Origin of the sequence: Pseudomonas sp. NBRC 111123, from assembly GCF_001320205.1 — a bacterium.
Lineage (GTDB): Bacteria > Pseudomonadota > Gammaproteobacteria > Pseudomonadales > Pseudomonadaceae > Aquipseudomonas > Aquipseudomonas putida_J.
Genome location: NZ_BCAZ01000033.1, coordinates 54,633 through 66,933, shown reverse-complemented (window position 1 = coordinate 66,933; position 12,301 = coordinate 54,633). Strand labels below are relative to the sequence as shown.

General features: G+C 63.4%; 12 protein-coding genes. 4 read left to right on the top strand and 8 right to left on the bottom strand.

Going from position 1 to position 12,301, the window contains the following annotated elements:
* From cprA to APH27_RS27220, 3 genes are all read right to left on the bottom strand, one after another.
* Nucleotides 1-1,084, bottom strand: a 1,084-nt coding sequence (gene cprA, locus APH27_RS17360) for a cationic peptide resistance protein CprA (RefSeq protein WP_060485482.1), incomplete at its 3' end; no start/stop codon positions are given.
* A gap of 298 nt (nt 1,085-1,382) precedes the next feature.
* Nucleotides 1,383-1,721: a BCCT family transporter gene (locus APH27_RS17355; protein ID WP_060485477.1), complete on the bottom strand. Its 339-nt coding sequence runs from the start codon at nt 1,719-1,721 to the stop codon at nt 1,383-1,385.
* Nucleotides 1,715-1,843 (bottom strand): hypothetical protein, encoded by a 129-nt coding sequence (locus APH27_RS27220; RefSeq protein WP_371262721.1) that lies wholly within the window; start codon nt 1,841-1,843, stop codon nt 1,715-1,717. Before APH27_RS27220 ends, APH27_RS17355 begins: the two co-directional genes overlap by 7 nt.
* Nucleotides 1,844-1,891: 48 nt before the next feature.
* Here APH27_RS27220 and APH27_RS17350 point away from each other — a divergent pair, with 48 nt between their 5' ends.
* Complete coding sequence (locus tag APH27_RS17350; RefSeq protein ID WP_060485476.1) at nt 1,892-2,815, top strand: LysR substrate-binding domain-containing protein; 924 nt, start codon at nt 1,892-1,894, stop codon at nt 2,813-2,815.
* Between the two features lie 9 nt (nt 2,816-2,824).
* Here the strand turns inward: APH27_RS17350 and APH27_RS17345 are convergent, their stop codons facing one another.
* Genes APH27_RS17345 through APH27_RS17330 form a run of 4 tightly spaced genes read right to left on the bottom strand, consistent with a single transcriptional unit; the run spans nt 2,825 to nt 6,670 of the window.
* Nucleotides 2,825-3,772: a lysylphosphatidylglycerol synthase domain-containing protein gene (locus APH27_RS17345; protein WP_027917377.1), complete on the bottom strand. Its 948-nt coding sequence runs from the start codon at nt 3,770-3,772 to the stop codon at nt 2,825-2,827.
* Nucleotides 3,772-4,974, bottom strand: coding sequence for a cardiolipin synthase ClsB (clsB, locus tag APH27_RS17340; RefSeq protein WP_060485475.1), 1,203 nt, complete (start codon nt 4,972-4,974; stop codon nt 3,772-3,774). The genes APH27_RS17345 and clsB overlap by 1 nt, the downstream gene beginning before the upstream one ends.
* Entirely contained in the window at nt 4,971-5,756 is a 786-nt protein-coding gene (locus tag APH27_RS17335) for an endonuclease/exonuclease/phosphatase family protein (protein ID WP_060485474.1), read from the bottom strand. Before APH27_RS17335 ends, clsB begins: the two co-directional genes overlap by 4 nt.
* Nucleotides 5,753-6,670 carry a DUF72 domain-containing protein gene (locus APH27_RS17330; RefSeq protein ID WP_060485473.1) on the bottom strand — a complete coding sequence of 306 codons (918 nt, stop codon included), beginning with the start codon at nt 6,668-6,670 and terminating at the stop codon, nt 5,753-5,755. The genes APH27_RS17335 and APH27_RS17330 overlap by 4 nt, the downstream gene beginning before the upstream one ends.
* A gap of 170 nt (nt 6,671-6,840) precedes the next feature.
* On the opposite strand from APH27_RS17330, the gene APH27_RS17325 reads away from it, so the two are divergent.
* Both APH27_RS17325 and APH27_RS17320 read left to right on the top strand, forming a co-directional pair.
* A complete protein-coding gene (locus APH27_RS17325) occupies nt 6,841-7,209 on the top strand; it encodes a low affinity iron permease family protein (RefSeq protein ID WP_060485472.1) in 369 nt (122 codons plus the stop codon).
* Nucleotides 7,210-7,231: 22 nt separating this feature from the next.
* Nucleotides 7,232-7,783 carry an ATP-dependent Clp protease proteolytic subunit gene (locus tag APH27_RS17320; RefSeq protein WP_060485471.1) on the top strand — a complete coding sequence of 184 codons (552 nt, stop codon included), beginning with the start codon at nt 7,232-7,234 and terminating at the stop codon, nt 7,781-7,783.
* Nucleotides 7,784-7,954: 171 nt separating this feature from the next.
* On the opposite strand, the gene APH27_RS17315 is transcribed toward APH27_RS17320, so the two are convergent.
* Nucleotides 7,955-11,716, bottom strand: coding sequence for a CheR family methyltransferase (locus APH27_RS17315; protein WP_060485470.1), 3,762 nt, complete (start codon nt 11,714-11,716; stop codon nt 7,955-7,957).
* Between the two features lie 311 nt (nt 11,717-12,027).
* On the opposite strand from APH27_RS17315, the gene APH27_RS17310 reads away from it, so the two are divergent.
* Nucleotides 12,028-12,243: a general stress protein gene (locus APH27_RS17310; protein WP_027917370.1), complete on the top strand. Its 216-nt coding sequence runs from the start codon at nt 12,028-12,030 to the stop codon at nt 12,241-12,243.
* The last annotated feature ends 58 nt before the right edge of the window (nt 12,244-12,301 follow it).

The following is a 12,301-nucleotide window of genomic DNA, read 5'->3' as shown; positions in this document are numbered from 1 at the left end:
CCAGGTAGTCCGTGAACCGCGGTGGCACGGCGATGCCTTCCTCGAGCAGGCGGCTGTTGTCGAACAGGTAGTTGAGGTCGGCAAAGCCGCTGTAAAGGCGCAGGGCGCGCAGTACCAGGCGTGGGTTGGCTGGGCCGATGCGTGCCTCGAAGTCCTGCGCCAGGCTTTTCAGGTCGTCGACATCGACCTTGCGGTAGCGCTCGCCAACCGGCTGCGCGTCGTTGGCATGGGCAAACGCCTGGTCGATCTCACCGAAGGTGCAGGCCGCCTGGTGGCCGGCGGAAATGTGGTAAAGGTTGTGCCCCAGATGCGGCTTGAGCGTGAGGCCGATCAGCGCTTCGGCGCAGTAGTCGACCGGGATCACGTCGATCTGCTCGTCCAGCTCGCAGGTGAAACTTTCCAGCGCGAAGCCCATGCGGAAGACCCAGAAGATGCTGGCCGAGGCCTGGCAACCGAGGGTGCGGTGGCCGACCACGATGGACGGGCGCGCCACCACCAGCGGCAGGTGCGGCAGTTGCTCGCTCATGCGCCGTTCGATCTCGGCCTTGGACGCGGTGTAGTCGACCAGCTGCTGTTCGGCAGCCGGGAATTCCCACGATTCGCTGATCGGCGACTCGCGCTGCGGGCCGCAGCTCATCGCCGTGCCCACGTGCAGGAAACGCTTCAGACGCGTCGAGCGGCTCATTACCTCGGCGAAGGCGTAGGTGCCCTCGACATTGACCGGCCAGATGTTCGGATTCTTCGAGAACGAGGCCACTGCCGCGCAGTTGATCACCCGGTCAATCTGCATCAGTCGCGGCGTGGCTTCGGCCAGCCAGCCGGTATCGAGGAAGTCGCCGCAAATGATCTGCTCGGCGCGCAGGGCCAGGCAGTCACGCTCGGCAACGCCGTGTTGGCGCAGGTTATCGCGCAGGCGCTCCAGGCCTTGCTCGCGGCTGTCGGCGCGCACCAGGAAACACAAGTTGGCGCTGCGGCCATTGGCAATCAATTGAGCCGTTACCGAACCACCAAGAAAGCCGGTGGCACCGGTCAGCAGCATATGTTCGTGGAGATCGAAGTTAATAAGTGGGGCAGGCGCGTTCATAAACTTCCTCTGAAAAGTTTATTGGCTGATATCGAGGTTTGAGCTCGTGCCAAGGGCGCGCAGTGACTGCCTTTCAGCTCGGAGCGAGGCGATTGTCAGGGCGTTGGGAGGGGCGTTGCAATTAACGAAATGCGGGTTTCATGTGAAACAAAAGTTAATGAAAGTTCTGGTCTTCATTAATGAAATGATGCGCGATGCAAAGTTGCCAGAGTGCTTGTTAACAGCAAGTGAGATGAATGTGAAAAATACCTTCAGCTTTGTAGGAGCGCCCCGGCAAGGCCGCTCCTACAAAAGCGCGTCAGGTGGTCAGTTCGCTGGCCAGGGGGGGGGCCGTGACAGCAGTGCTGAACACTGGCTCATTGCTGCGCAAGCTGCGTACCCGGCTGTACCCGGTCAGCAGCATGTAGCGGGCAATCGGCAAGCCGACCACGATGCTGGCCATTTGAATTGCCAGCAAACCACCGGCAATCACCAGGCTGGCCGCGATCGCGCCTTCCCGCACGCACCACAGCACCCGTATCCCGTCGGGCGGGTCGATGCTGCCCAGCGAGTTGAGCATGCACAGCACCTGGGTACCGGCATCGGCTGCGGTCACGCAGTGCACCGCCAGTAGCAGGCAGAAGATCACACTCAGCACGCACCCAGCGTCGGGCCATCGAGGCGGTCGAGCAGGGTGAACATCGCCGTCGTGGTTTCCTTGCTTTCTTCGCCATGCCACCGCCCAAGTACCGGGCGATGAGCCGGGGCTGGGCGGTACATTGACCTGGCGCCTATCCTGAGGGGGTTGGATGACTATCAGGAGCGGGCATGAACCGAAATGAACTGCGCAAGGCCGACATCAACCTCATGGTGGTGTTCGAGGCCTTGATGCAAGAGCGCAACCTCACCCGCGCCGCGGAAAAGCTGTTTCTCGCCCAGCCCACGGTCAGTGCAGCGCTTGCCAGGCTGCGCACGATGTTCAATGACCCGCTGCTGATCCGCGTCGGTAACCGCATGGAGCCGTCCGCCCGGGCGGCCGAGGTGATCAAGCACCTCACCCCGGCGCTGGACGCGATGTCGGCCGCCCTGAGCCTGACCCACGACTTCGACCCGCCGACCAGCAAGATGACCTTCAGGATCGGCTTGTCCGATGATGTCGAATCAGGGCTTTTGCCGCCGTTGCTGCGGGCACTGCGTACCGAGGCGCCGCATGTGGTGGTGGTCGTGCAGCATGTCGACTACTGGCGCATCCCCGACCTGCTGGCCACGGGGGATGTCACGGTGGGCATCAGCCAGACCCGCGGCCTGCCGGCCAATGCCAAGCGTAAAGTATTACGTACCATGCAGGCGCGGGTGCTCAGGGCTGACAAGTCCGCGCAGCCGCTGACCCTGGAGGAGTTCTGCCTGCGCCCCCACGTGCAAGTCTCGCCAACGGCCAATACCCAGGGCGTAGTGGATGACTGGCTGAAGGAAATCGGGCATACGCGCAGCGTGGTGTTGTCGGTGCCCCAGTTCAGTTCATTGCCGGCCATCCTGGCCGGCAGCGATCTGCTGGCCTGCTGCCCGGACTACGCCGCCGCGGCCATGGCCAGCTGGGGCAACCTGCAGGCCGAACCCTTGCCGTTCGATACCGTGCCGCTTGAGCTGGCCATGGTCTGGCTGAGCACCACCGACAGCGACCCGGCCGAGCGCTGGTTGAGAGGGCGGCTGGAGCAGTACATGAGTGGGGCGCGTGAGGGGCGAATCGGCTAGGGCATTTGCTCATACCGGTTTGTCGCGCTGGCGCATGGCCTTGGCGCGCTTCTCCAGCAACAGGTAAGTCAGTACGGCCAAGACCAGCGGTACCAGGTAATACAACGTCCGGTAGCCCAGCAACGCCGCTACCAGCGTGCCTTGGCCAAGCTGCCCATGAAGCAGGGCGAGGAACACCGTTTCGAGCACACCGAGCCCTGCGGGAATATGGGCGACCACCCCTGCTACGCAACTGATCAGCAGGATGCCGAGAATCGTCGGGTAGAACGCTTCACCAGGCAACAGCCAGAAAATCAGCAAGGCCATCATCGCCCAGTTGCTTGCGCCTAACGCCACCTGGCACAGGGCCAGGCGCAGCGAGGGCAGGGTGACCTCGTGCTCGCGCCAGCGCCAGGTGCGTTTTTTCGCCAGGCCACAAGCCAGCAGATAGCCGATAGCGATCGTCAGCAACAACACGCCGATCAGCCTCAGCCCGGTGGCACCGACCGCCCAGTTGGCCGGTAATTCGACCAGGCCGAGGGCAAACACGCTGCCGGCCAGCAGCATGTAGCCCATCCAGTTGGTCAGCAGGCCCAGGGTGAGGATACGGGTGATGGTCGGTGTATCCAGGCCAAGGCGGCCGTACAGGCGATAACGCAAGGCAACGCCCCCCACCCACGTGGTGAAGTTGAGGTTGAAGGCATAACACACGAATGCCACCGGCAGCACTTGCCGGGCGGGCAGGTGGTGGCCGGTATAAGCCCGGGCCAGCAAGTCGTAACTGGCGAAGATCAGGTAGCTGCACAGCGCCAGGGCCAGGCCCATGGCCAGCGTGCCTGGTTTGTAAGCCAGCAGCGACTGGCGCACCTCGTTCCAGTCCAGGTTGCGTGCCAGAACGTACAGCAACACCGGTATGAGGATCAGAAACGCCACGGTGAACAGCCGCTTGCCCCAGACCTGCCAAGGTTTCTGCGCCATCAGGTATTGCCCTCATGCAGGTCGCCCTGGGCCTCGACCTGCGGCTGCAGCGAACGCAGGCGCTGGCGGTGTGCGGGAAACCAGCCGGCGATCCGCGGGAAGTGCCGGATGACGTGGAAGCACACGAAGATAAGCGGTGCACGCCACCAATAGCCACGGATCATCCGTTCCAGCGTCACCGGTTTGCATTGCTCGGCTGCTAGTGACTGCAGGTGCTCATACAGGTGCTGGTTGAATGCCGGATCACGAATGAACAGGTTCGCTTCCAGGTTGAAAGACAGGCTCAGGGGGTCGAGGTTGCTGGAGCCGACCGTGGCCCACTCGTCATCGACCAGCGCCACCTTGCCGTGCAGCGGCCGCTGGCAATACTCGTGGATCCGCACGCCATCGCGCAGCAGGTAGTTGTAGAGCAGGCGCGACAGGGCGCGCACCCAGCGCATGTCTGGCTGGCCCTGGAGGATCAGGGTAACTTCGACGCCGCGGCGCGCCGCGTTGCGCAATTCACGCAACAGGCGGTAACCCGGGAAGAAATAGGCATTTGCCACCACCACGCGCTCGCGGGCCGAGCGCAGGGCCAGCAGGTAGTGGGCTTCGATATCGGTACGGCGCAGCCGGTTGTCACGTTCTACCAGCACCGCGGTGCTCCTGCCCGTGGCTGCGGTCACAGGCCGTGTCTCGCTGGGCGGTTCCAGCACCGGGGCCATCAGCCGGCGGCTGGCAGCATGTACCTGCGCCACGACCGGCCCGGTCACCTCCACGGCATAGTCCTGCTTGGCCATGGGGCCGAAATCACCCAGGTGGTCAGCGCTGTAGTTGATGCCACCAATAAACGCCCGCTCACCATCGACCACCACGATCTTGCGGTGCAGGCGCCGGAACAGGTTGATGCGCATGCCGGCCAGCCTGGGTTGCGGGTCGAAGGCATGGAAGTTGACCCCGGCATCGGTCAGCCCAGAGACGAAGCCATCGGGCAGGTCGGCGGTGCCGTAGCCGTCAACTGCGACCTCCACCCGTACACCGCGCCTGGCGGCATCGATCAGCACGCTGCGTAACTGCTGGCCGACCTTGTCGTCGAAAATGATGAAGGTTTCCAGCAGGATCTCTTCCTTCGCCTGGGCCATTGCCGCGAATACCCGCGGGTAATACTGCTCGCCATTGATCAACAGTTCGACACGGTTACCTTCTACCCAAGGTCTGTTCACAGGACGATCTCCGCAGCCAGTGGGGCATGGTCGGACAGGTGCGACCAAGGATACATCGACAGCACCTGAGCCTTTGCCGGCATGGCATTGCGCAGGTAGATACGGTCCAGCCGCAGCAGCGGCAAGCGGGCCGGAAAGCTGCGTGCAGGGCTGCCGAAATGGTTGCCGAAGGCCTCGACCAGGCGCCGGGATAGCACAGCATCAGCTTTCAACCGCCAGTCATTGAAGTCGCCGGCGATGATCACCGGTGCCTCTGCCGGAAGGCTGTCGAGCAGCTCGAGCAGCAGCTTTACCTGGCTTTGCCGGTGGGCTTCACGCAGCCCCAGGTGCACACAGATCGCGTGAACCTGCTCATGCCCTGGTACCTCCAAACGGCAATGCAGCAGGCCGCGCTGCTCGTTGCCGTGTATCGATACGTCGAGGTTTTCATGCTGCGCAATCGGGAATTTCGACAGCAGGGCGTTGCCGTGATCGCCGTGGGGGTACACCGCATTGCGGCCATAGGCATACTGCGGCCACATGCTGTCGGCAAGAAATTCGTACTGCGGCGTTTCTGGCCACGCGGGGTGGCGCACGGCGTGCTGCTGGTGGCTGCCGTGCACCTCCTGGAGGAACACCAGGTCGGCATGGGTGCTGCGCACCGCTTCACGCAGCTCTGGAAGAATGAAGCGCCGGTTGAACAGGGTAAAACCCTTGTGCACGTTGATCGTCAACACGTTGAGGCGGCGCACCGCCGTAACCTTGTCGATCATGCAAGGCGGTGTAGGCAGGGTCTTGTTCACAGCTGCACCTCCGGTGTCACGCCCGGTTCGGTGAGCAGGTGGTAATCGAGCTTGAGTGTTTCCAGCAGACGGCGAGCATCGTAGGGGGCGTGGACTTTCTGATCGTTGTCGAAGTAGCAATAGATATCACGCGAGGTTCGCCGTGGCGGTGCCCCGGCCACGATCAGTCGCGCATCGTCGGCCTGGCTGCCCTCGGCCCAGGCTTGAATCCGCTGCTTCCAGCGGCGCAGGGCCCGCGCCGTGTAGCCGCTGCTGTAGCGTTCGACGTCACCGTGCAGGCGCATGTAGACGAAGTCGGCGGTAACATCCTCGACATAGGGCCACTTGCCTGCGCTGTCCGCCACCACCAGGGCCACGCGGTGTTTGCGCAGCAGTTTGACGAAGGTTTCGCAGAGGAAGCTCTCGTGGCGGATTTCCACGGCATGGCGCAGCCGAACATTGCCCTTGATCGCGGTGCCACCGTTATCCTTGAGGCTTTCAGCGCAGCCTTTGGCAGAGGCACGCGCGGCCTTGCGGTCCTTGGGCAGCAACTGGAAGAAGCGGCTGAAACGCGCTTCGTCGAACTTCAGGTTCGGTGGGAACTGCCACAGGAAGGGCCCCAGCTTGTCGCCCAGCAGCAAGGGGCCGGAGGCAAAGAAATTGGCGATGGGCTCTTCGATGTCCTTGAGCCGGCGCACATGGGTGATGTAGCGCGGGCCTTTGACCGCGAAGATGAAGTCGTCCGGCGCCTCGTCACGCCAGCTCTGGTAGCGTTCGGGCGTTTGCAGGCTGTAGAACGAGCCATTGATCTCGATGCTGTTCACCGCCCGCGAGGCAAACGCCAGTTCGCTGTCCTGTCGCAGGCCCTTGGGGTAGAAGTCCTTGCGCCACGGGCCATAGCGCCATCCGGAAATGCCGATGCGGATATCGCTCACGCTGCAGTCCTCATAGCCTGATCCCTTGAATGTCACTCAAGTTGCGACCTGAGCAAGGCTGTGAGGGTTCAGCGCAGTTCATCGAATGCCGTACTGCAGCCGGCAGTTGAACTTTGTCGGCGCCAGCGATTCCACCGCATAGTGGATATGCAGCACAGGAGATCGTCGGCATGAAATTCGATCGTTTTTGTCAGTGGCTGGCCAACTGGGCCGGACGACCGCTGGCCTTCGGCGTCGCTTTCCTGTTGATTCTGGCCTGGGGCATTACCGGGCCGCTGTTCGACTTCAACGACACCTGGCAACTGGTGATCAACACCTCGACCACCATCCTCACTTTCCTGATGGTTTTCCTGATCCAGAACACCCAGAACCGCGACAACGACGAGCTGCATATCAAGATCGACGAATTGCTGCGCACCACCCAGAAAGCGCACAAGGCGCTGCTCAACCTGGAGGATATGGCCCCGGCCGAGCTGCATGCCTTGCGCAAGCAGTACCAGCAGATGGCCGCGCGCAGCGACGAACAATCGAAGGAGTGACCTGCCAAGACCGGAGGCAAGCATGGCCAGACATATCATCCACTTCACCGGGCCGATCAACTCATCCACCTGTGGCAACCTGATCAACACCTGCTCGCGCGCCATGCAGCAGGGCGCCGACATGCTGCAGCTGAACATCGCCACCATGGGCGGCGAGTGCAGCTACGGCTTTACCCTGTACAACTTCCTGCGCAGCCTGCCGATCAGCGTGCACACCCATAACCTCGGCACTGTCGAGTCGATGGGCAATATCCTGTTCCTGGCAGGCGAGCACCGCACGGCGTGCAGCTGCAGCAAGTTCCTGTTCCACCCGTTCCACTGGACGCTGCACGGTTCGGTGGACCATGCGCGCATGGCCGAATACGCCATGAGCCTGGATTACGACTTGCGCCTTTATGCACAGATCGTCGCCGAACGTACCGCGGGCAGCAGCGAAGTGCTGGACGTGCCGCGTTACCTGATGGCGTATCCGCGAATCCTGGGGCCCAAGGAAGCGTTGGACAGTGGGATGATCCACGCCATTGACGAAATGCCGATCGAAGCCGAAGTCAACCAGTGGAGCGTGCATGCCTGAGCGCCGAACCCTTGTGGGAGCCGCGCCTGCCGGCGATGGGCCGCAAAGCGGCCCCACGATTTCAAAGCTGTTGCATAAATTGCCGGGGCCGCTTCGCGGCCCATCGCCGGCAAGCGCGGCTCGTACAAGTACAGCGCACGGCTGGAAGCGGGTGATAATCCTGCAAGCGGCTCAGCAGGGCACTGAGCCACTGAGTGCCTCGATGGCCTCGACCAGTTCGTCGTAGCCTACCGGTTTGTTCAGATGGCGATCGAAGCCGGACTGACGCGACTTGTGCTGGTCGGCACTGGCACCGTAGCCGGTGAGGGCAATGGCCGGCGTGTGGCGCAGGTGGGCAAGGCCGCGCAGGGCCTTGATCAGCGCGTGGCCGTCCATGACCGGCATGCCGATGTCTGAAATGATCACGTCATAGCGACCGCTGGCTGCCGCTTCCAGGGCTTTCAGCGGGTCGTTGTAGGCCGCGACTTCGGCGCTCTCCATCTCCAGCAGCTGTTGCATGACGTCCAGGACTTCGGCCGAGTCGTCGACCAGCAATACCGTTGTGCCTTGCAACCGTCCCTCGCTCAAAGGCTCAGGGGCCTGGGTGCGCAGTTGCGGACCTGTGTCGCACAGCGGTAGCCGTACGGTGAAGGTGCAGCCCTTGCCAGGCCCTGCCGAGCTGGCCTCGACACTGCCGCCATGGGCTTGTGCAAGCTGGCGCACCAGTGACAGGCCGATGCCGAGGCCTTCACGGCCGTGGCTGGCCGACTGCGGCGCCTGGCTGAACAGGTCGAAGATATGTTCCAGGTTGTCCTGGCTCAGGCCCACGCCCTGGTCGATCACCTGCAGCCGTGCCTGGGTTTCGTCCTGGCTCAGCACCAGGCGAATGTCGCCGCCTGGCGGGCTGAACTTCAGCGCATTGTTCAGCAGGTTCCACACGATCTGCTCCAGGCGCGTCACGTCACCCTCGATCATCAGTGGCAGGTCGTCGGCGGGTAGTTCCAGGCGCACCGGGCAAGGGTGCTGCTCGCTCAGCAGCACGGCATGGATGCCCCGGGCAATGGCGCCGAGGTCTACCGGCTGGGTCTTGAGCTTGAGCTTGCCGGTGCGAATACGCGCCACATCGAGCAGGTCGTCGATAATCCGGACCTGGCTGGACACGGCTTCGCAGATGGTGCCAACGGCCTTGCTGGCAGCGCCGATGCTCTTGACCGTGGGGAGCCGGCGGAGGATTTCGGCATTGAGCTGGATCAGGTTGAGCGGGTGCTTGAGTTCGTGGGACATCACCGCGAAGAACTCGTCCTTCATGTGGCTGGAGCTCTGCGATTCGGCCAGTTGCTTGCTCAGGCGCTCTTCACCGAGGCGCACGCGCTCTTCGGCGGCGTGGTTCTTGCTGATGTCGATGAAGGTCAGCACGGTGCCGTCGATCTTCTGCTCGCTGGCGCGGTAGGGCAGCAAGCGCGCCAGGTACCAGTGGTTGTCCTGGGCTCCGATCTCACGTTCGATGATGGTTTCACCCTTGGCCACGGCGCGGGCGTCGTCGGCCAGCGCCGGGTAATCGAGGCGGTGGGTGATGTCCAGCAGCGAGCGGCCGGTATCCACCGGCAGCATGTTGAACAGGTCGGTGGCACGCGGGGTGAACCAGCGGATGTGCAGGTTGCGGTCGACGAACACCGTGGCGATGTCGGTCGAGGCAATCAGGTTGCTCAGGTAGTCGTTGACCTTGTCGGTCTCCTCGACCTTGTTCTTGAGCTCGTAGTTGACGGTGAGCAGCTCCTCGTTGATCGACTGCAGTTCTTCCTTGCTGGTTTCCAACTCTTCACTGGCCGAGCGCAGTTCTTCGTTGATCGCTTGCATTTCTTCGTTGGAGGCGGTCAGCTCTTCGCTGGAAATCTCCGATTGCTCGATGGTTTCCTGCAATTGCAGGCGGGTACGCTGCAGTTCGCGCTCCAGGTTGTGCAGGACCATGCTGTCGGTCTGGCGGATGACCCCGGGCAGCGGCAGCGCCGGGTCGGGCGCTCGCACCTCGAACACCACCAGCAAGCACTCGCCGGTGCTGAGCTCATCCTTGAAGGGTTGCACGGTGATCTCCACCTGCTGACGATGTTCGCCGTCGCCCAGGTCGACCGGCCGCGAGGTGACGGCCTCGGTACCCTGGCGGGCCTGGAACAACGTGCTGCGCAAGGCCAGGCGCAAGCTCGGCATTACCAGGTTGAGCAGGTTGCGGCTCGGCTCGCCAGCGGGCAGTTGCAGGTAATGCCCGACACCGTCGCTCATGTACAGGATATTGCCGTCGCCGTCGATGATCAGGCTGGGCGGCGTGCGCCGGGCCAGCGCCCTATGGTGCATTTCGGCATAGGACGGCTTGCGCCCAGGCTTGGCCTTGGCCTGCAGCGCTTGGGCGAGAGTGGCCCTGCTTGCACCGGGCAACTGCCGGCCGGAGCTGCGGCCGGCCGGGCTGACGTCCCGGGCGCGGAAGATACGGTTGCGCTTGTCCACCGGGACGAACAGCTCACCGGCGACATCGACCGATTCGGACGTCCCCAGGAACAGGTAGCCGCCGCCGCGCAGGGCATAGTGGAACATCTGCAGGATGTCGTGCTGGATTTCGCGGTCCAGGTAGATCAGCAGGTTGCGGCAGACGATCAGGTCGATCTGCGAGAACGGCGGGTCGGACAGCAGGTTGTGGCGGGCGAACAGCACCTTCTCCCGGACCTCCTTGCGCACCCGGTAGTGCTGGTCTTCCTTGACGAAGAACTGGCGCAGCCGGGTAGGCGGCACGTCGGTGACGATCGCTTCGGAGTAGGAACCCGTGCGGGCGATGCCGATGGCGCGCTCGTCAAGGTCGGTGGCGAACACCTGGACCTTGCTTGTGCGTTGCTCCACCGCCAGCTGCTCACACACCAGCATGGCCAGGCTGTAGGACTCTTCACCGGTGGAACAGCCGGCCGACCAGACGCGGATTTCGCGATTGTCTTCGCCTTCACTGACCAGTTGCGGCAGCACATGGCGCTCCAGCGACTCGAACGCCTCTCGGTCACGGAAGAAGTTGGTCACCCCGATCAGCATGTCGCCCAGCAAGGCGCTGGCTTCGCCGGTGTGCTGCTCCAGGTAGCGCAGGTAGCCGGCAAGGTCGGTCTGCCCGGTCACGTGCAGGCGGCGCTCGATCCGCCGCAGCACGGTGGCACGCTTGTAATGCTGGAAGTCGTGGCCGGTAGCATTGCGCAGCTGCAGCAGGATTTCTTCGAGCAAAGGCTCCGCGGCCTGGGCATCGCCAGCGCGGGTACCCAGCGGCGGGGGCAGGGTATCGTCTTCGATGTGCGGCAGTTTCACCTGGCGCGCAGTACGCCACAGTTCCATCAGTTTCTGTGGCATCTCGGCAGCCGGGAGCACCAGGTCGACCATGCCGGTCTCGATGGCGGCGCGGGGCATGCTGTCGTACTGGGCGTCGTCCGGGGTCTGCGCCAGGGCCATGCCGCCCTGTTCCTTGATCCGCGACAGGCCTACCGCGCCGTCGGCACCGGTGCCCGACAACACCACGCAGAAGGCGTGGTCCTTGTGCACGTCGGCCAGGTCACGGAAGAACAGGTCGATGGCCACGTGGTCGCCGCGTCGGCGGTTGGCCGGGGTGACGCGCAGGTAGCCGTCGTTGGTGGAGAGGCGGTTGGCTGGGGAAATCACGTAGACATGGTTGCGCTCGATCGGTACCGGCTCGGTGACCTGGCGCACCGGCATCGGCGTTGCTTCCTGGATGATCCGGTCGGCCACGCTCTGGTGGTCGGGCGACAGGTGCAGCACCACCACGAAGGCCATGCCGCAATCGCCGGGCATCTGCTGGAAGAACGTGCGGATGGCTTCCAGCCCGCCAGCAGAGGCACCGATGCCGACCACAGGAAAGTCCAGGTGGCTGGGGCTCAGCGCGGGGTTGTGCGGCGATGCAGGTTGCTCAGTCATGGAGAAGCCTTGTGCAGACTAGAAGGGTGGCCCTTCGAAGCATCGCCGGGCAGCTGAGCGAGCATTATAGGCCGCTCGTCGGCTTTGCTGCGAGGCATTGCAGCGTGGGGGCGCTTGCAGTTGAGACCATGGCCCTGCTGAAAAATTGCCAGTGGCAAAACCCATGGCGCAAGCATTTGTATCGACGGCCTTTCGCGCCACCGGTCAGCCGCACGCAATCCGATTGAGCAGACCCTCCCATCGCCTGTTCGGAACTAAGGCATGGCACCGTTTCATGCGCCCAACCCCTCCGCATCGCAAGGAGAAACGACATGGCTGATGATCAACAACGGACCGGACAACGTGGCGGCACCAAGGAAACCAACCCGGGCAACTTTGCCAATGACCGCGAACGGGCCTCCCGTGCCGGCCACAAAGGTGGCCAGGCCTCAGGCGGCAACTTCGCCAACGACCGGCAGCGGGCCTCGGAAGCTGGCCGCAAGGGCGGGCAGAACAGCCACGGCGGAGGCCGCCAGCATCAGCAGTAGCTGAGGTCGCTCAGGCCCGCTGGCGCGGCTGGCGGGCCGCCTACCTGCTCGTCAAGGA